Origin of the sequence: Halomonas sp. (assembly GCF_031581305.1) — a bacterium.
GTDB lineage: Bacteria > Pseudomonadota > Gammaproteobacteria > Pseudomonadales > Halomonadaceae > Halomonas.
Genome location: NZ_JAVLBC010000043.1, coordinates 1 through 18,051, shown reverse-complemented (window position 1 = coordinate 18,051; position 18,051 = coordinate 1). Strand labels below are relative to the sequence as shown.

The window sequence follows — 18,051 nt, the reverse complement described above, 5'->3', positions numbered from 1 at the left end:
CTCGGCCAGGCGGCCAAGAACCGCCGGCTGGCGGCCGCTGGCAATCACCGTGACCGCACCGGAGCGGGCCGCCAGCCGGGCCGCCCGCACCTTGGTGGCCATGCCGCCGCGGCCCAGCACCCCACCGCCACCGGCCACCGCGGCCAGGCTCGGGTCATCGGCGCGCCCCTCGGCGATCAGCCGCGCTTCGGGGTTGCCGCGCGGGTCGGCATCGAACAGCCCCTCCTGATCGGTGAGGATCACCAGGGCGTCGGCCTCCAGCAGGTTGGCCACCAGGGCCCCGAGGGTGTCGTTGTCGCCGAAGCGGATCTCGTCGGTGACCACGGTGTCGTTCTCGTTGACCACCGGCACCACCCGCAGCGCGACCAGGGTGCGCAGCGCCGACCGGGCATTCAGGTAGCGCTTGCGGTTGGAGAGATCGTCGTGGGTGAGCAGCACCTGAGCGGTGAGCAGGCCATGGCGGGCGAAGTGGCTCTCGTAGCACTCGGTGAGCCCGTTCTGGCCCACCGCCGCCGCGGCCTGGAGCTCGTGGACCGCCGAGGGCCGGGCCTGCCAGCCGAGACGCACCATGCCGGCCGCCACCGCGCCGGAGGAGACCAGCACTACCTCGATGCCACGGCGATGCAGTTCGGCGATCTGGTCCACCCAGGCGCCGATAGCCGTGTCGTCGAGGCCGCGGCCATCGTTGGTCAGCAGCGCACTGCCGATCTTCACCACCACTCGGCGGGCACGTTTCAGGGCCTCGCGGCCGACCACCTGCTCGTTGCGTTCCATCCTTATCCTCGGCTCACCCGTCAACGGGCACCCAGCTTGCGGATCGACCGCCCTCAGGGCGCGTACTCGACCTCGACATCATAGTCGTCGTCATCGAAGTCGTCGTCATCCTCCTGGTCGCGCGGACGCTTGCGACCCAGGCGGGCCTCGGTGCGGGCCACCGCCTCGTCTTCCATGCGGGAACGCATCTCGCGGGCTCGTTCAGCGGCCTCCTCGTCCTCGTTCTCGAGGCGGCGCTGCTCGGTGAGCCAGCGGTAGGCGGCCTGCACCAGGGCATCGGTGCCGTCGCTGGAAATCGCCGAGATGCGGAATACCGGCCCTTCCCAGCCAAGCCGACGGATGATCTCGTCGGCCACCGCCTCGCGCTCCTCGGCCGGCAGCAGGTCGAGCTTGTTGAGCACCAGCCAGCGCGGCAACTCGGCGAGCGTCGGAGAGAATTCGCCCAGCTCGTGGGCGATCGCCTCGGCGGCCGCCACCGGGTCAGACTCGTCGAAGGGTGCCACGTCCACGACATGGAACAGCAGCCGAGTGCGGGTCAGGTGCTTGAGGAAGCGCAGCCCCAGGCCGGCGCCGTCGGAGGCGCCCTCGATCAGACCGGGCACGTCGGCCATCACGAAGTGCTCGTGCTGGCCGAGCTTCACCACGCCCAGGTTGGGCACCAAGGTGGTGAACGGATAGTTGGCCACCTTGGGCTTGGCCGCGGAGACGGCGCGGATCAGTGTCGACTTGCCGGCGTTGGGCAGGCCCAGCAGGCCCACGTCGGCCATCACCTTCATCTCGAAGCGCAGGTTGCGGCGCTCGGCCTCGGTGCCCGGCGTAGTGCGCCGCGGAGCCCGGTTGGTGGAGGACTTGAAGTGGATATTGCCAAGCCCCCGGCGACCGCCCTGGGCAACAAGCACCACCTGGCCGATCTCGGTGACATCGGCAATCACCTCGAGGGTGTCCTCGTCGATCACCGTGGTCCCCACCGGCACCTTGACGTGCAGGTCCTCGCCGGCGCGCCCGCTCATCTGCCGCCCCTGGCCGGGCTGGCCGTTCTGCGCCTTGTAGAAGCGCTGGTACTTGAAGTCGATGAGGGTATTGAGGGCATCGTCACCGATCAGGTAGACGCTGCCGCCATGGCCGCCATCGCCGCCATCGGGCCCGCCCTTGGGTACGTACTTCTCGCGGCGGAAACTCAGGCAGCCGTTGCCACCCTTGCCGGCTTCCACGATGATCGAGGCTTCGTCGACGAACTGCATCTTTCACTCTCCTGACGGCCTGTGCCGCCATGATACAAGAAGGCCCCGCCTGGGCGGGGCCTTCTCGCTGCAAGCGTCAGGGGTCTCAGGCGGAGACAATACTGACGAACTTGCGGTTCTTCGGACCCTTGGTCTCGAACTTGACCACGCCCTCATCCAGTGCGAACAGCGTGTGGTCCTTGCCGATACCGACGCCAGTGCCGGCGTGGAACTTGGTGCCACGCTGGCGGACGATGATGTTGCCCGGGTTGACGACCTGGCCGCCGAACAGCTTGACGCCAAGGCGTTTGGATTCGCTGTCGCGACCGTTACGGGTAGAGCCCGCTGCCTTCTTGTGAGCCATTGCAAAATCCTCGCTCGTTCAGGGGAGTATCTCGAAAAGCGTTCCGCTGGCGCGGCGCTTACGCAGAGATCCCGGTGATCTTGACTTCAGTGAACCACTGGCGGTGGCCCTGACGCTTCATGCTGTGCTTGCGACGACGGAACTTGATGATGGTGACCTTGTCGCCACGACCGTGTGAGACGACCTCGGCCGCCACCTTGGCGCCATCGACCAGCGGGGCGCCAACTGTGACGTCCTCGTCGTTGCCCACCAGCAGGACTTCATCGAACTCGATGGTGTCGCCGGTCGGCACTTCCAGTTTCTCGAGCTTGAGAGTCTGGCCTTCCTGAACGCGGTACTGCTTGCCACCGCTTTTAATCACTGCGTACATACTTTTCTCTCCAGGACTCATCGGGTGTTGGCTCTTCATCGACCTGCTGCGAGTGGCGCCCCTTCCGGCAGCCATCTGACAGGGAGCGTGATGAGTGGGTCGCGGATTATAACCGCGGGAGAACGACCGCACAACCCGCGAGGCGCCCTCTCGAGAACGAGGCCGGCGCGCCTGCCGAGGGCCCGCCAGCCCTGGCTTGACGCCCCCATGGGGGCCCCATAGCATGGCCGGCAACCCGATGCCAGATGGGGCGCCCGTCGCCCCGGCCCCACCTAACCGTCGAAACCACTTCCATGCCAGCCAACGCCGCACCGCCCCAATCACCCGGCCCCGCTCCCGCGTCGCCGCCTCATGCCGCGGTCGCCGATGACTTTCTCGCCGTGAACCGCACGATCATGGACCAGCTCGCCTCGCGCATTCCGCTGGTGGAGACCATCGGCCAGTACATCATCGAGAGCGGCGGCAAGCGGCTGCGCCCGCTGCTGGTGCTGCTGGCGGCGCGCTCGCTGGGCTATGCCGGCGACCGGCATATCACCCTGGCCACCCTGGTCGAGTTCATGCACACCTCGACGCTGCTGCATGATGACGTGGTCGACGAGTCCCACCTGCGCCGCGGCAAGGCCACGGCCAATGATGCCTGGGGCAATGCCCCCTCGGTGCTGGTAGGCGACTTCCTCTACTCCCGCTCCTTCCAGATGATGGTCGAGGTCGGTTCCATGCGCATCATGGACGTGCTCTCGCGGGCCACTTGCACCATCGCCGAGGGCGAGGTGCAGCAGCTCACCAACGTGGGCAACCCTGACACCGAGGAGGCGGCCTACTTCGAGACCATCCAGGGCAAGACCGCCATGCTCTTCGAGGCGGCCTCCCACAGTGGCGCCATCCTCGCCGATGCCACCCCGGAACAGGAAGTGGCGCTGCAATACTACGGCCGCCACCTGGGCCTGGCCTTCCAGCTGATCGATGACCTGCTCGACTACCAGGGCGACGCCGAGGCGATGGGCAAGAATGTCGGCGACGACCTTGCCGAGGGCAAGCCGACCCTGCCGCTGATCCAGGCCATGGTCGCCGGCACCCCCGCGCAGCGAGACCTGGTGCGCCGGGCCATTCGCGAGGGCGGCCTGGAGCACCTGGACGAGGTGCTGGCCATCGTGCGCGACACCGGCGCCCTGGACTACACCCGGGCCCGCGCTGAAGAGATGGCCGACAGGGCCCTGGCACAGCTCGACGCCCTGCCCGAGAGCCCCTTCCGCGACAGCATGGCCCAACTCGCCCGCCTGGCCGTCGACCGGCAGAACTGAGCGGCACAAAGCCGCTCGAGGGGCTTGCATGCCGGCAAGGCTTGCGTATAATGCGCCACGTCGGTCAGTACAGGCCCGACGCAAGAAACATTCGGAGTATAGCTCAGCTTGGTAGAGCGCTGCCTTCGGGAGGCAGAGGTCGTAGGTTCGAATCCTGCTACTCCGACCAAGAACATCAGTAAAAACGGCCACTTAGCTCATCAGAGCGGTGGCCGTTTTTCGTTGTGCCTTGCTTTAGGTGACACCCGTCTGTGCCAGCGAGAATATTGCCCCTTCCGTGATCTCATCAGGAGGGTCCAGCCATGCAGCAATCCGGATATAACGTTCCCCTCACTCAGGTACGGGAAGAACCGGGTCATGCTGCGCCTGAAGGCTTGCTGGGGGCCCTATGCCACCCCACGGCGCACCAGATCACGCGCTGGCCTGGAAGACTGGCTGCAGTCCCGCTTTCTGCGACATGCCGGCAACGCTGCCGTGGCCCTGCAGGTCCTCCCGCTCGAACATGGCCTCATGGTCAGCCAACACACGGTGGAGCGCGCCTGTGCGCCTTCCCCCAGGCGCTGGCCGTTTAACCGACAGCTGCAGATCGACTTCAGCAGTTGCCAGATCACCATCGACGGCGAGCCGGAGCAGGGTTGTCGAGGAGTCGTGACGAACGGCATCTTTCATCAGGCCATCTCTTTCTTCTCTTCAGACATCGGGTGGCCAGCGGTTGAGTAACGCCAGGGCATCATCGGCCGCGATGGGTCGGCTGAACAGGTACCCCTGAATCACATCGCATCCCGACTCTTGCAGCATGGCGCGCTGAGCCTCGGTTTCGACCCCCTCGGCGACGACGTGCAAGCCCAGGCCCCGGGCGATGCGGATGATGCCATCGATCAGGTCCACGGCTTGTGGATCGTTGGGCAGGTCATCAATGAAGCTCTTGTCGATCTTGAGACTGTCGATCGGCAGGCGCTTGAGGTAGCTCAGCGATGAATAGCCGGTACCGAAGTCATCCAGAGCCACGGCGATGTTGTGATCGCGGAGGTCGCGCATGGTCTGGATCGCCCTGGCCATATCGACCATCAGGCTCTCCTCGGTGAGCTCCAGGGTCAACCGCTCGGGTGAGAGCCGATACGCCTCCAGGGTGGCGAGAACGCGGTCCGCAAACCCCCGCTCGTAGAATTGCCCGGCGGGGATGTTGATGGCTATCCGCAAGGGGGCATCACTGGGTTGAAGGGGCCAGTGCGGCGCTCTCTCGCAAACCGATCTCAGCGACCATTCCGTCATCAGCCGTGACAGCCGGGCATTCCTCTCTGCAACAGGCACGAATTCTCGGGGACTCACGCTGCCCAGCTCCGCATCCTGCCAGCGTGCCAATGCCTCGAAACCCACGATGCGGCTACCGTCGGCGACCACCAGGGGCTGGTAGTGCTTGATCAACCGATCCTCGAGCATCGCCGGTTCCAGGCGTTGCTCGATCGAGTGCCAGCGCACGGCGCTTTCCTCCGCCTGCCGGCTGAAGACATGCAAGCCTTCATGCGACCGAGGAAACTTGAGGGCAGTGCGCGCCCTTTCCAACAGATCCTCGGGGGTCGTGCCGTCGTCGGGGGACAGGCTGATGCCCACGTCGATATCCGGACGTATCGTTATCTCGTCCAGTTCGATGGGCCTTGCAACCTTGTTGGCAATGGGAGTGACCACCTCGAAGAGGTCACGCGCTGAATGCAGCGGTATCACGGCGCCGAAGCGGGCCAGGCTCAAGTGGCCAGCGGCCATGACCTGGATATCGGACGCGGTCAGACGCTCGGCCAGGCAATGCAGGATATTGTCTCGGATACTGCGTCCATGGACACGACTGATCTCGTCGAGATTGTTCAAACGCAGATGCAGCACGGCGAGATAATGTCCCTCCTTGTCTGCCATCTGGATCAGGTGGGTAAGGGTATCCCCGAACAGCGTCTCGTCAGGGAGGCCAGTGCGGGTATTGCGCCGGGTGAGGTGATTCACCTGCTGTCGGGCAGCGATCAGGGCATGGTCGTGATTGATCAACTCTTCCACGAGGTGGCCGAAGGTTACCAGCCAGGAACGCTGCACCCGGGAGAGATAGCGAGGGCGGGTGTCGATGATGCACAGGGTGCCAAGGGGTTGGCCGGTGGGCCCACGCAGGACGGTACCCATATAGAAGCGAACGAAGGGGCTGTCCACCACGACGGGGTGGTGGCGGAAGAAGTCGTCTTCCAGGGCATCGGGAACCTCCAGCACGTCCTGCTGGAGGGCATGGACACAGAAGGACGCCTCAAGAGACGTTTCAGCCACCTCCACCCCGACGGCTGACTTGAGCCATTGACGATCCTCGTCGACCAAGGTCACCACGGCCATGGGAACCCTGAAGATCTCTGCGACAAGACGCGTGTAGCGGTCGAAACGCTCCTCCTGTGGGGTGTCCAGGATACCGAGAGAGTGGAGTTCTGCGAGCCGAGCTTTCTCATCGAGGGGTACGATAATGTCGCGTTCGGCCATGGCGAGCTTTCCTGATGATGCACCACTCCCTCACTGTTGAGCAGATTTGTGTGGGGTGTGGCGGCATGGTGGGAGGGATATCGACTCAGCTTCTATTGAATTCGGGAGAACGGAGTGGATCGCCCTGATTCCTCAACAACGGTGCAGTCTGTCATGAATCCCGAAAGGCGGTATGCCCTCGAGAAAAGTGTGATGGGCTAACCCTGCTCGTGGGGTGGCTGTGATGGCGAAGCGGCGACGCGAGTACTTGTCCGGCGTCGCCTCGAGAGAGCCGGCACCTCTTCACACACGCCCGGTAGGGTGGCCATTAATTGCCAGAAATGAATCTAGACCCGTTCAAAGATAGTCGGTTCTTGGCGGCCGTGCGATGGACTCAGGCTAAATTAGTTATACTTAACTTAATATGGCAGACAGAGGTCCTGACTGCCCTTATGGGCTCCCTTATCGGCCCGGCTGGTACGCGGTGTTCGAGAAAGGTGAAGCCCCCCTGGACCACCTGACAACCGGGTTATTCGGCTGCCCGACCAGATTAAAGACACACTGGCAATGCGGTTATAGAGCGCTTCTCCGGCTCTCTGAAGAGTGAATGGCTGGCGGGGCAGCCTACTGAACCCGCCAGGCAGCGAAGCGCGACGTCGTGACCTGTACCGAGATGGCGCACAACAGCTGCCGGCTCCACTCAGTCTTGGCCACCACGCGCCGAGGGAAGTCGAGAAGATCGCGGAAGCCGCTTAATCAAAGTGGCCACTACGACTTGTCCAGAACACGGCCGACAGACACGACCTGCCGAAGGCCGTGCCCGACGGGACCGCTCAGGTCACAGTGATGACGGTGCAGCCGGCGGTGTGGCTGACCTTGTGAGAGACGCTGCCGAACACCATACCGCGCACGTCGCTGACCCCGCGGCTGCCCATGACGATGGCATCGACGCCGAGCGACTCGGCCTCGCCGTTTATCAGTTCCGCCGGGTGGCCCTGGCGGACCACCTCCTTGACCTCGATGCCGGCGAGGTCGACGATGGCCCGGGCCTTGTCGATCGCCTTGCGGGCCTCCTCCTTCATCCCGACCGCCAGCTTCTCGCGATCCTCCTGAGTGAAGGGCTCGACACCACCACCGGTGAACAGGCCGATGTTGTCCGGCGGGAACTCGGCCACAGTCATCAAGTACAGAGTGGCGGACATCCCCTTCGCCAGCTGTGCGGCCACCTGGAGCGCCTTCACGGCATGAGTGGAACCGTCGACGGGAACGAGGATTGATTGGTACATGATATCTTCCCTTTCAGTGACATACCGGGATACCGCGCGGCATCCCTCCTAAATTCTAGCCTAGACGCTGTCGGCCATCAGGCAATGTCCTGGATCAAACGCTCCAGCCGAAACCCAGCACCGGCATGGCCAGGACAAACACCACCAGAGTGATGACCAGGATCGCCGCCAGGCCCACGAGGGCCCCGGCACGCATCATTTCCGCCACGCTCAGCCGGCCGCTGCCAAAGACCACGGCATTGGGCGGGGTCGCCACCGGCAGCATGAAGGCGCAACTCGCCGCCATGGCCACCGGTACCGAGAGCAGCAGCGGACTGGCACCCAGGCTCACTGTCAGCGAGGCGGTCAGCGGCAGGATCGCCGCCGCGGTGGCGGTATTGCTGGTCACGTGACTCATCAGCATCACCACCACCACGACCATCGCCACCATACCCCAGGTGGGCCAGGCACCGAAGGCTCCCAGCCCCTCGGCCACCGTCGCGGCCAGGCCGCTACCCTCGATCGCCGTGCCCAGGCTGAGCCCACCGCCGACCAGCACCAGAACCCCCCAGGGCAGCTGACGGGCGCTGTCCCAGTCCATCAGGAACTGGCGCTGGCGCCAGCGGGCCGGCACCACGAACAGCAGCAGGGCCCCGATCACGGCGATGCCGGCATCGCTGAGCGACACCTGCAGCCAGGCCTCCAGCAGCGGCCGGGTGACCCAGGCCAGGGCGACGAGGGCGAAGACCGCCGCCACGCGCTGCTCGGGGGGACTCATACGCCCCAGGTCCTCGGCCTGCTCGCGGAGCATCTGCGACACGCCCGGCAGCTCATCGTGGCTCACCGGGTAGACCCAGCGGGTCAGCAGCCACCAGGCGAGCGCCAGCAGCAGCAGGGCGGGGGGCACGGCCACCAGCATCCATTGGGCGAAACCGATCTCGATGCCGTAGTTGTCGGCCATGAAGCCGGCGAGCAGCGCATTGGGCGGCGTGCCGATCAGGGTGCCCATGCCACCGATGTTGGCGGCCAGGGCGATGCCCAGCAGCAGCGTCAGGGCCATGTGGTGACTGGCGCCCTCGCCGCCTTCCCGCTCCAGCATGGTCAGTACCGAGATGCCGATGGGCACCATCAACGCCGCGGTGGCGGTATTGCTGACCCACATGCTCAGCCCCGCCGTGGCGACCATGAAACCGCCCACCAGCCGATCCGGGCGCAGCCCGGAGAGGCGCAGGACCAGCATGGCGATACGCCGATGCAGACTCCAGCGCTGGATCGCCTCGGCCAGCAGGAAGCCACCGAGGAAGAGAAAGATCAGCGGATTGGCGTAGGGCGCGGCCACCTGGTCGATGGGCGCCACTCCCATGAGCGGCAACACGGCCACCGGCAACAGGGCGGTGACCGCGATGGGCACCGGCTCCAGCACCCACCAGATCGCCATCCAGGCAGTCAGTGCCACCACCTGCCAGGCGGCCGACGGCATGTCCGCCGGAGCCTCCATTAACGCCAGCAGCAGGAAAGCCAGCGGCCCCAGCGCCAGCCCCAGAGGGACCTTGAGGCGCGTCAGGCGTGATGGCGATGCCACCGTGGCATCTACGGACGTCGAGTCGGTCATGGCTCCTCCCTGTTGTCGGCTGCCCCCAGCATACATGGGTGGCGAATGACCTCAGAGCCAGGGCTCCAGCCCCAGCACGCCACCGAGACAGGCAAGGAAACGCGCCCATGCCGAGCCCGGCTCACGCTCGAGGTGGACCGGCCGGCCATCGATCAGCGTCAGCCAGTGCAGCCGCCCTCGGGCGTCGAGTTCGAGGACATAGCTCTGCTGCGGGCCCACACCCTCGGCCACGAATTCCGTGAAGTCACTGAGCAGCGGCTCGCTCTCGGCCAGCACCCCCACCTCGGTGTTCCACCATACCGAACGAGGGTCGGCATTGGCCGAACCCACGAAGAGCCGGTCCTGATCGATGCCCAGCGCCTTGATGTGCAGCACCGAGGCGGAGCTGCCGACACTCTCGTCGCGCGGATCGCCGTCGCCCTCCAGATCGCCGCGCAGCTCGAAGAGCGCCACGCCACTCTCCAGCAGCGCCGCCCGGTAGGGCGCATAGGCACCGTGGACGACCGGCACGTCGGAGGCCTCCAGAGAGTTGGTGACCACCGTCACTTCGATGCCCGCCTCGGCAAGAGCCTGCAGTCGACGACTGCCCGCCTCGGTGGGCACGAAATAGGCCGAGACCAGCAGCAACCGCGACTCGGGGGTCACCCGCTGCGCCAGCTGTCCGGCCATGGTCTCGACCAGCGCCGGGCGGCCGCGGCGGGCCGGCTTGCCTGGTGGGTCCCAGAGGGCCTCGGCCTCTCCCCAGTGCAGCGCATCAGTCAGCTGGCTTCGGAAACGGCTCTCGTAGCGCTCGCTTAGGACGGTAAAGTAGGTTGAGGCGGTGCGCGCCTCGAGCCAGACGGCCAGGCGGTCACGCAGTGCCTGCCAGGCGTCGGGGTCGGCCCGGCGGTAGCGCCTGATGGGCTGTGCCAGGCCATGGTTCCAGTAGAGGTCGAAGCTGCGCGACAACGGCTCCATCACCGGCCCCAGAGCCAGCAAATCGAGGTCGGCGAAGTTGCGTGGGGAGCCGGCGTTGTAATATTCGTCGCCCAGGTTGCGCCCGCCGACGATCCCCACGGCGTTGTCGGCGAGCCACAGCTTGTTGTGCATGCGCCGGTGCTGGCGGCCGGCTACCGGCAGCGAGGCCAGCACCCGGCTGACCAGGTGGCCTCGCCCCAGCGAGAGGGCATTATAGACTCGCACCTGGATACGCGGATGGCTGTCCAGGGCGGCCAGGCGCGCATCCTGGCCGACGGCCCCGATGTCGTCGAGCAGCAGTCTGACCGTCACGCCACGCTCGGCGGCCTCCAGCACCCGGAGCAGAAGGGCCCGGGTGGTGATGCCGTCACCCATCAGGTAGGTCTGGATATCCAGGCGCTGCTCGGCCTGGTCGGCGAGCAGCGAGCGCATGGCGAAGGCATCGTGGCCGTCAGCGAGTAGCGCCAGGCCACTCAGCCGGCCATGGGGCTCAGCCTGGTCCCGGGCCCAGTGGCCCAGGGCGGTGGAGGCGACCGCCTCGGGCGTCAGGGCCGTGGCGTGCTCGCGGAGGACCGGGGAGGCGGTACAGCCAGCCAGGAGCAGGAGCAGTGCCAACACTCCACCCCGCCAAGGGTGCCCTGCGAGCCAGTCAGTCCGCATCGTCATCGTCGTCGGCCAGACGCCTGGCCATGGCCTTGCGCGCCCTGTTGCGGCGGTAGAGGCGCACCAGGGCGATCCACAGGGCGGCGGCCACCATGGCGGCCAGGGTCCAGCCCTGCCAGGGACGCGCGGCATCCCCCATCAGGGTCTCCAGGGTGAGGATGAGGATGAAGCCCGTCGCCTGGCTGGCGATCGCCAGGGCGCGCAGGGTATCGAAGGCCGGTCTTGCCATTAGTGCTCCCGCTGGATGACAGCCCTGCCCGCCGGCAGTAGGCTTGGCGAAACGAATCTGCCCAGTGTAACCGCTGCGGCGCCAGCCGCCGACCTCTCGGGAGTCACCGCCACGACATGGATGCCATCGCCCTGGGGCCCGTCTTGATCGCGTTGCCGCGCGTCTATGCCTTCCTCGCCGCCCTGGTCCTGCTGGGCGCCAGCGCCTTCCTGCTCGGCCTGCCCCGGGGCCGCCATGCCCATTGGTTCAACGGCCTGCTGCTGGCCTGGCTGGTCGGTGCCCGCCTGGGGCATGGGCTGATGAACCTGGCCGCCTATGCCGAGGCGCCACTGGACATCCTCAAGCTCTGGCAACCCGGCTACCATGGCCTCTGGGGCCTGCTGGCCGCGCTGGGCTGGACTGCCTGGTCACTGCGCGACCGACTGGGGGCGATGCTGGGCGGCATGGGCCTGGCGCTGGGCGCCTCGCTGCTGTGGCTGACGCTGGTGACCCTGGCGCCCCTGGGGGGCGGCATGGCCCTTCGCGCACTGCCCGACCTCGCCCTGGAGAACCTCGAGGGCGAGACGGTGAACCTGGCCTCGCTGGAGGGTGAGACGGTGATCGTCAACCTCTGGGCCACCTGGTGCCCACCCTGCCGGCGCGAGATGCCTCTTTTAGCGAAGGCCGATGCCCGAGAGGGCGTGCGCGTGGTGATCGTCAACCAGGGCGAGGACCTGCTGCAAGCGGTGCGCTACCTCGACGAGCAGGGGTTCGATTTCCGTCACGCCCTGCTCGACCCTCGACAGCAACTGATGGTGCTGACCGAATCCCCGGGCCTGCCCACCACCCTGCTCTTCGATGCCGAGGGCCGCGCCCTGGATCAGCACGTCGGCGAGCTCACCCGCGCCAAACTGGCGGAATGGCTGGAAGATCGCTGATCGGCACCGAAGTGCTTAAGCCGCGACGGGCTTTGCTGTAAGATACCGCGCCCTGTCGCCGCCGAGCCGGGTGTGGCCAGCGGCACCGAACCGATCCCAAGCATCCCCGAGGCACCATGAGCGACTTCTCTCCCGGCCAGCGCTGGATCAGCGACGGCGAGGCCGAACTCGGCCTGGGCACCATCCTCAACGTCGACGCCCGCAGCGTCACCGTGCTCTTCGGCGCCAGCCAGGAAACCCGCACCTACAGCAGCCGCAACGCGCCCCTGACCCGGGTGGCCTTCGGCAGCGGCGACCGCATCCAATCCGCCGATGGCTGGCAGATGACCGTCGACGACAGCAAGGAGGTCGGCGGCCTGATCGTCTATATCGGCGAGGGCGACGCTGGCGAGCTCTGCGAGCTACCCGAGGCGCGGCTCGCCGACACCATGCAGTTCGACCAGGCCCGCGACCGCCTGCTCACCGGTCAGGTCGACCGCAATGACTGGTTCGATCTGCGCTTTCGCACCCTGCATCACTTCCACCGCATCGAGCAGAATCCGGCACTGGGGCTGGCCGGCCCGCGCATTGACCTGATCCCCCACCAGCTCTATATCGCCGACGAGGTGGCCCGCCGCCATGCGCCGCGGGTGCTGCTGGCCGACGAAGTGGGACTGGGCAAGACCATCGAGGCGGGGCTGATCCTGCACCGCCTGCTGCTCACCGGCCGCGCCGAGCGGGCGCTGATCCTGGTGCCGGCGAGCCTGTCCCACCAGTGGCTGGTTGAGCTGCTGCGCCGCTTCGCCCTGGAGGTCACTCTGCTCGACGAGCAGCAGAGCCAGGCCCATGGCGACGCCAACCCCTTCGACGCCGGCCAGCTGGTGCTGGCCAGCCAGGACTGGCTGTTCGCCAATCCACACCGCCAGCAGCAGGTGCTGGCCTGCGAGTGGGATCTGCTGATCGTCGACGAGGCCCACCACCTGGACTGGAGCCCGGAACAGAGCAGCCCCGGCTATGACTGTGTCGGGCACCTGGCCGCCCAGGTGCCCGGCATCCTGCTGCTTACCGCCACCCCGGAGCAGATGGGTCTCACCAGCCACTTCGCCCGGCTGCGCCTGCTCGACCCGGATCGCTACCACAGCCTCGAGGCCTTCCGCGAGGAGGAGCAGCACTATGTGGAGGTGGCGGAGGCGATCGACGCCCTGGAGCGCCTGCCGGGCGATGACGCCGACCGCTCGCGGGTCGCCGCGGTGATTGCCGAGCCCGACAGCCTGGCCCTGCTCGACACCCTGGCCGACCCCGAGCGCAGCGACGACCAGCACACCGCCGCCCGCGACCAGCTGCGCGACCAGTTGCTGGACCGCCATGGCACCGGCCGGGTGATGTTCCGCAACAGCCGCCGCCACGTGGGGGGCTTCCCGGAGCGCCGCCTGCACATCACGGCGCTCGAGGCCCCCGCCTCCTACCGCCGGGTGCTGCGCCGCCTGGCACGCGACGAGGACTACCTGGACGAGCTGCTGATCGAGACCGGCCTCGACCATCCCGAGGTGCTGATCTATCCCGATGCCATGTACCGGGCGCTGACCGAGGACCCGCTCAACACCGAGCCCTGGTGGCAGTTCGACCCGCGCGTGACCTGGCTGCTGGAGCGTCTCGCTGACGACGGCGAGACCGGCTTCGCCGATGACAAGGTGCTGGTGATCGCCCATGACCGCGAGACTGCCATGGGCCTGGCCGAGGGGCTGCGGGTACTCGGCGGCTACCAGGCCCCGGTGTTCCACGAGGGACTCTCGCTGATGGAGCGTGACCGCGCCGCGGCGGCCTTTGCCGACCAGGAGGAGGGCTGTCAGGTGCTGGTCTGCTCGGAAATCGGGTCGGAAGGGCGCAACTTCCAGTTCTGCCGCCACCTGGTGATGTTCGACCTGCCGCTGCACCCCGACCAGCTGGAACAGCGCATCGGCCGCCTGGACCGCATCGGTCAGCGCCACGCCATCGAGCTGCATGTGCCGGTGTTCGCCGGCAGCCCCGGCGAGAAACTGCTGCGCTGGTACCACCAGGGCATGGACGCCTTCAGTGCGCCCCATGGCCTGGGCAGCGAGATCCACGCCGCCTTTGGCGACGCTCTTGCCGACAGCCTCCTCGACGACGAGAGCCTCGAGGAGGTGATCGGAGAGACACGGGCGCTGTTCGAGGCGCGCATGGCCGAGCGCGACGCCGGCCGCAACCGCCTGCTCGAGCTGAATGCCTGCCGCCACGAGCGCGCCGATGCGGTGATCGAGGCGATCCGTGAACTCGACGCCGACAAGGCCCTGACCCGCTACCTGGATCAGGCGCTGGATATCTTCGGCGTCGACAGCCAGGAACTGGGCGGCGACATCCTGCACCTGCAGCCAAGCCCGCAGATGCTCGAGGGCCTGCCGGGCCTGGTGAAGGGGGAAGAGGGCTTCTCGGCCACCTTCTCCCGCTCGCGGGCCCTGGCCCGGGACGACGTCCAGCGCCTCTCCTGGGAACATCCGCTGCTGCGCGAGATGATGGGGCGCATTATCGACGGCCCCATGGGCAATACCGCCCTGGCCCTGCTCAAGCACCCGGCGATTCCCGCCGGCCGCCTGATGGTCGAGCTGGTCTTCCGTACCCACTGCCCGGCGCCGAAGCACCTGCACCTCAACCGCTTCCTGCCACCCACCGCGGTGCGCGTGCTGCTCGACGAATCCGGCGCCAACCTGACCGCCAAGATCTCCTTCACGGGCCTCTCCAAGGCAGTGCAGAAGGTCAAGAAGGCAGTGGCCCGGGACCTGATCAAGAGCCGCCATGACCGACTGCGCGAGCTGCTCGACAAGGCCGAGGCGGAGGCCGAGCGGGAGCTGCCGAGCATCGTCGAGGCCGCCCAGGGGCGCATGCGCACCGAGCTCGATGCCGAGCTCAGCCGCCTCGAGGCGCTCTCCCGGCTCAACCCAGCGGTGCGCGCCGACGAGCTCGAGGCGCTGCGCGCCGAACGCGCCGCCCTGGACGTAGCCATCGAAGGCACCCGGCTGCGTCTCGATGCGGTACGGGTGATCGTCACCGTGGGTGACGAGACGCGCTGACGCCACCCAGATTTGTGACTCTTCGCAAACTGGCGTGATGCTGTTTGGCAGCAAGATGCGATGAACCTTTTCTTTAGTTCTTCGCACGTTGGAGTGAAGGAGGCAAAGCCAGCTGTGGGAGCGCAGCTTGCTGCGCGATCCGGCGCGAAGCGACCCCGAGGGAGGCCTCCGGCCTCCTTTCGCGATCTGAAGATCGCTCCCACAACTATCGTGCCTCTCCTGTCGCGACCTGAAGTCGGCTTGGCCGCTTGGCCGCTTGGCCGCTTGGCCGCTTGGCCGCTAGCCGAGGATATCGGCCAGGGCTTTTTCCAGCGTCGGGAACCGGAACTCGAAGCCCGCCTCGAGCAGCCGCGCCGGGCGCATGTCGGCCCCGGTGAGCAGAAGCCGCGACATCTCGCCAAAGGCAGTCTCCAGCACAATGGCCGGCACCGGGAGGATCGCCGGGCGCCCCAGCTGCTTGGCCAGGGTGCGGCTGAATTCGGCGTTGGTGACGGGGTGGGGCGCGCTGCCATTGAAGGCGCCCTCCAGGTCGTCACGCTCGAGCAGAAAGAGGATTGCGCTGACCAGGTCTTCGCGATGGACCCAGGGCATGAACTGCGTGCCGTCACCGAAGCGGCCGCCAAGCCCCAGCTTGAAGGGCGGCAGCATCTTCTGCAGGCTTCCGCCGCCGGCATCGAGCACCAGGCCGATACGCAGCAGCGCCACCCGGACGCCGAACGCTTCCGCCTCCCGGGCGGTGTCCTCCCAGCGCTTGCAGAGCCGGTGGGCGAACTCGTCGTGGGGCGGGGTCTCTTCGGTGACCTCGCGATCGCCCTGGTCGCCGTAGTAGCCCATCGCCGAGGCCGACACCATGACCCGGGGTGTCCGCCCCTGACTGGAGTGAAGCTGCTCGCAGAGCATCACCAGGTCCCGGGTGATGTTGACCCGGGAGTCGATCAAGCGCTTCTTCTGGTCGTCACTCCAGCGTCGGGCGGCGATCGACTCGCCGGCCAGGTTGACGATGGCGTCCGGCGGCGTGTCGACGAAGTCCAGCACCGAACGGCGGATATCACACTCCTCCGGCAGGCGGTCGCGGACCTGCTCCGGCTCCCGCGACACCACCAGCAGGCGATGCCCGGCTTCCTTGAGTCGCCGGCAAAGCCGCTGCCCGACGAAACCGCTGCCGCCCGTGATCAGCACTCGCATCCGGAACCCCTCCTATACCACCATGAGTTATACAGCCGTTGTACACTTCTGCTAGTCTAGCGATGAACGCCGTTGACTGCACGAGATGACCATGCCCCAGCCTCCCACTTCCACCGCCATCATCGGCGCCGGCATCGCCGGCCTCGCCTGCGGGCAGGCCCTGCGAGCGACCGGCCGACCGGCGCACCTGTTCGACAAGGGCCGCGCCCCCGGGGGGCGCATGTCCAGCCGTCGCCTGCCGGATGCCGTGGTCGACCTGGGTGCCCAGTTCTTCAGCGTGCGCGACCCGGCCTTCCGCCACCAGGTGGGCGCCTGGCAGGACGCGGGCCACGTGGCCACTTGGCCCGACGCTCTCTGGCAGGTGACTGAAACGGGCTGGCAGCGCCACCGGGACGGCGTCGAACGTTTCATCGGCACCCCGCGCATGAGTGCCGTGACCCGCCAGCTGGCCGAAGGGCTTGACGTGGTGACCGGCACGCGGATCGAGCGCCTCGAAGCCCAGGACGACCAGTGGTGGCTGCTGGACCAGCACCAGCTGCGCCACGGCCCCTTCGCGCGGGTCGTGATCGCCATCCCGACGCCCCAGGCCGCGGCGCTGCTGGTCGAGCACGAGCCATCCCTGGCGGAAGCGTGCGAGGCGGTGACCCAGCGCCCGTGCTGGGCGGGCTGGGCGCGCTTCGATGCCCCCCTACCCTCCCTGCCGGGGGTCGACGACGACTGGCAGGCGGTGCGCCTGGACCACGACCGGATGCCGGCCGTCGAAGCGCTGCGCTTCGCCAGCCGCAACGACCACAAGCCAGGCCGCCACGATCAGGGCGAAAGCCTCAGCCTGCTGGCAAGGCTCGAGTGGAGCGAGGCCCACCTGGCGCTCGACGCCGAGGCCGTGGCCCGCCAACTGCTAGAAGCCTTCCGCGAGCGCCTGCCGCGCGGCGTTACCCTGCCCGAGCCCAGCGACCTGGGCGCCCATCTCTGGCGTTACGCCCAGCCGGACATCTGCGCTGCGGGCGAGCCCATCAACCTCGACTACCGGCGTTCATCCACGGGGCTGGCGCTATGCGGCGACGGCTGGCGCGGGCCGCGGGTCGAGGATGCCTGGCTCTCCGGCCATCACCTCGGCGAGGCCCTGGCGGCCGATACCCCCGGATCCCTTCGCGACTGGAGACTTCCATGACCCAAGCCCTGATCCTGCTCGCCCACGACTTCAGCGACCCGAACTGGCGAGCCCCCTTCGAACACTTCGCCGAGCAGGCAAGGGAGTCGGCACGCTCATGAATGACGATGCAAGGCGCCCGGCCGACACGCCGCTCTACCCGATCCGCGAGGTCTCCCGGCTCACGGGAGTGAACTCCGTCACCCTGCGCGCCTGGGAGCGACGCTACGACCTGATCAAGCCGCAGCGGACCCCCAAGGGGCACCGCCTCTATGCCCGCGAGGACATCGAGCGCGTCGAGCGCATCCTGCAGTGGCTGAATCGCGGCGTGCCGGTCAGCCAGGTCCGCGAGCTGCTCGACCAGCCGGAGACCGCAGAAACCCCGGCGCCGGCAGCCGGCGACTGGCCGGGTCAACGTCGCCTGCTGGTCAGCGCCGTGCAGGCCCTGGACCTGACGCGCCTGGAGGAGCTGTTCAACCAGTCGCTCGCGCTCTA

General features: G+C 67.2%; 16 protein-coding genes, 1 tRNA gene and 1 pseudogene. 7 read left to right on the top strand and 11 right to left on the bottom strand.

All coding sequences use genetic code 11. The features are described 5' to 3' along the window. From proB to rplU, 4 genes are all read right to left on the bottom strand, one after another. Nucleotides 1–774: glutamate 5-kinase (proB, locus tag RI841_RS05695; RefSeq protein WP_310704612.1), on the bottom strand; the 774-nt coding region annotated here is incomplete at its 3' end. A 53-nt stretch (nucleotides 775–827) separates the two neighbouring features. Further along, the gene (gene cgtA, locus RI841_RS05690; RefSeq protein WP_310704611.1) at nucleotides 828–2,015 is read right to left on the bottom strand and encodes an Obg family GTPase CgtA; all 1,188 of its coding nucleotides are present in this window, start codon (nucleotides 2,013–2,015) and stop codon (nucleotides 828–830) included. A gap of 85 nt (nucleotides 2,016–2,100) precedes the next feature. Continuing rightward, nucleotides 2,101–2,358 (bottom strand): 50S ribosomal protein L27, encoded by a 258-nt coding sequence (gene rpmA / locus RI841_RS05685; RefSeq protein WP_089714316.1) that lies wholly within the window; start codon nucleotides 2,356–2,358, stop codon nucleotides 2,101–2,103. A gap of 58 nt (nucleotides 2,359–2,416) precedes the next feature. Further along, a complete protein-coding gene (gene rplU, locus RI841_RS05680; RefSeq protein WP_089714318.1) occupies nucleotides 2,417–2,728 on the bottom strand; it encodes a 50S ribosomal protein L21 in 312 nt (103 codons plus the stop codon). Nucleotides 2,729–3,021: 293 nt separating this feature from the next. On the opposite strand from rplU, the gene ispB reads away from it, so the two are divergent. Further along, entirely contained in the window at nucleotides 3,022–4,029 is a 1,008-nt protein-coding gene (gene ispB / locus RI841_RS05675; RefSeq protein WP_310704610.1) for an octaprenyl diphosphate synthase, read from the top strand. A gap of 92 nt (nucleotides 4,030–4,121) precedes the next feature. Continuing rightward, nucleotides 4,122–4,198 (top strand) — tRNA-Pro (locus RI841_RS05670). Nucleotides 4,199–4,440: 242 nt separating this feature from the next. Here the strand turns inward: RI841_RS05670 and RI841_RS05665 are convergent. Then, nucleotides 4,441–4,698 (bottom strand): hypothetical protein, encoded by a 258-nt coding sequence (locus RI841_RS05665; RefSeq protein ID WP_310704609.1) that lies wholly within the window; start codon nucleotides 4,696–4,698, stop codon nucleotides 4,441–4,443. Between the two features lie 21 nt (nucleotides 4,699–4,719). After that, nucleotides 4,720–6,534, bottom strand: a complete 1,815-nt coding sequence (locus tag RI841_RS05660) for an EAL domain-containing protein (RefSeq protein ID WP_310704608.1) — start codon at nucleotides 6,532–6,534, stop codon at nucleotides 4,720–4,722. A gap of 545 nt (nucleotides 6,535–7,079) precedes the next feature. Here RI841_RS05660 and RI841_RS05655 point away from each other — a divergent pair. Continuing rightward, nucleotides 7,080–7,269, top strand: a pseudogene (locus RI841_RS05655) (IS3 family transposase); the annotation flags it as partial. 77 nt (nucleotides 7,270–7,346) lie between these two features. Here RI841_RS05655 and RI841_RS05650 read toward each other — a convergent pair. The 4 genes from RI841_RS05650 to RI841_RS05635 form a co-directional block, all read right to left on the bottom strand. Next, entirely contained in the window at nucleotides 7,347–7,799 is a 453-nt protein-coding gene (locus RI841_RS05650) for a universal stress protein (protein WP_310704607.1), read from the bottom strand. A 94-nt stretch (nucleotides 7,800–7,893) separates the two neighbouring features. Next, entirely contained in the window at nucleotides 7,894–9,390 is a 1,497-nt protein-coding gene (locus RI841_RS05645; protein WP_310704606.1) for a DASS family sodium-coupled anion symporter, read from the bottom strand. 51 nt (nucleotides 9,391–9,441) lie between these two features. After that, nucleotides 9,442–10,965: a phospholipase D family protein gene (locus RI841_RS05640; RefSeq protein WP_405000916.1), complete on the bottom strand. Its 1,524-nt coding sequence runs from the start codon at nucleotides 10,963–10,965 to the stop codon at nucleotides 9,442–9,444. A gap of 31 nt (nucleotides 10,966–10,996) precedes the next feature. Next, the gene (locus RI841_RS05635) at nucleotides 10,997–11,239 is read right to left on the bottom strand and encodes a hypothetical protein (RefSeq protein WP_310704604.1); all 243 of its coding nucleotides are present in this window, start codon (nucleotides 11,237–11,239) and stop codon (nucleotides 10,997–10,999) included. 116 nt (nucleotides 11,240–11,355) lie between these two features. On the opposite strand from RI841_RS05635, the gene RI841_RS05630 reads away from it, so the two are divergent. Continuing rightward, complete coding sequence (locus RI841_RS05630; RefSeq protein ID WP_310704603.1) at nucleotides 11,356–12,156, top strand: redoxin family protein; 801 nt, start codon at nucleotides 11,356–11,358, stop codon at nucleotides 12,154–12,156. 116 nt (nucleotides 12,157–12,272) lie between these two features. Next, nucleotides 12,273–15,221 (top strand): RNA polymerase-associated protein RapA, encoded by a 2,949-nt coding sequence (gene rapA / locus RI841_RS05625; protein ID WP_310704602.1) that lies wholly within the window; start codon nucleotides 12,273–12,275, stop codon nucleotides 15,219–15,221. A gap of 279 nt (nucleotides 15,222–15,500) precedes the next feature. Here the strand turns inward: rapA and RI841_RS05620 are convergent, their stop codons facing one another. Further along, on the bottom strand, nucleotides 15,501–16,406 hold the full coding sequence (locus tag RI841_RS05620; RefSeq protein ID WP_310704601.1) for a TIGR01777 family oxidoreductase: 906 nt from the start codon (nucleotides 16,404–16,406) through the stop codon (nucleotides 15,501–15,503). A 91-nt stretch (nucleotides 16,407–16,497) separates the two neighbouring features. On the opposite strand from RI841_RS05620, the gene RI841_RS05615 reads away from it, so the two are divergent. Next, a complete protein-coding gene (locus tag RI841_RS05615; protein WP_310704600.1) occupies nucleotides 16,498–17,577 on the top strand; it encodes an FAD-dependent oxidoreductase in 1,080 nt (359 codons plus the stop codon). Nucleotides 17,578–17,674: 97 nt separating this feature from the next. After that, nucleotides 17,675–18,051 (top strand): MerR family transcriptional regulator (locus RI841_RS05610; RefSeq protein WP_310704599.1); only part of this gene is annotated, 377 nt, incomplete at its 3' end.

Bases quoted from the DNA above. Each gene is read 5' to 3' on its own strand.
- cgtA (WP_310704611.1), bottom strand. From the start codon at position 2,015: ATGCAGTTCGTCGACGAAGCCTCGATCATCGTGGAAGCCGGCAAGGGT.
- rpmA (WP_089714316.1), bottom strand. From the start codon at position 2,358: ATGGCTCACAAGAAGGCAGCGGGCTCTACCCGTAACGGTCGCGACAGC.
- rplU (WP_089714318.1), bottom strand. From the start codon at position 2,728: ATGTACGCAGTGATTAAAAGCGGTGGCAAGCAGTACCGCGTTCAGGAA.
- ispB (WP_310704610.1), top strand. From the start codon at position 3,022: ATGCCAGCCAACGCCGCACCGCCCCAATCACCCGGCCCCGCTCCCGCG.
- RI841_RS05665 (WP_310704609.1), bottom strand. From the start codon at position 4,698: ATGAAAGATGCCGTTCGTCACGACTCCTCGACAACCCTGCTCCGGCTC.
- RI841_RS05660 (WP_310704608.1), bottom strand. From the start codon at position 6,534: ATGGCCGAACGCGACATTATCGTACCCCTCGATGAGAAAGCTCGGCTC.
- RI841_RS05650 (WP_310704607.1), bottom strand. From the start codon at position 7,799: ATGTACCAATCAATCCTCGTTCCCGTCGACGGTTCCACTCATGCCGTG.
- RI841_RS05645 (WP_310704606.1), bottom strand. From the start codon at position 9,390: ATGACCGACTCGACGTCCGTAGATGCCACGGTGGCATCGCCATCACGC.
- RI841_RS05635 (WP_310704604.1), bottom strand. From the start codon at position 11,239: ATGGCAAGACCGGCCTTCGATACCCTGCGCGCCCTGGCGATCGCCAGC.
- RI841_RS05630 (WP_310704603.1), top strand. From the start codon at position 11,356: ATGGATGCCATCGCCCTGGGGCCCGTCTTGATCGCGTTGCCGCGCGTC.
- rapA (WP_310704602.1), top strand. From the start codon at position 12,273: ATGAGCGACTTCTCTCCCGGCCAGCGCTGGATCAGCGACGGCGAGGCC.
- RI841_RS05620 (WP_310704601.1), bottom strand. From the start codon at position 16,406: ATGCGAGTGCTGATCACGGGCGGCAGCGGTTTCGTCGGGCAGCGGCTT.
- RI841_RS05615 (WP_310704600.1), top strand. From the start codon at position 16,498: ATGCCCCAGCCTCCCACTTCCACCGCCATCATCGGCGCCGGCATCGCC.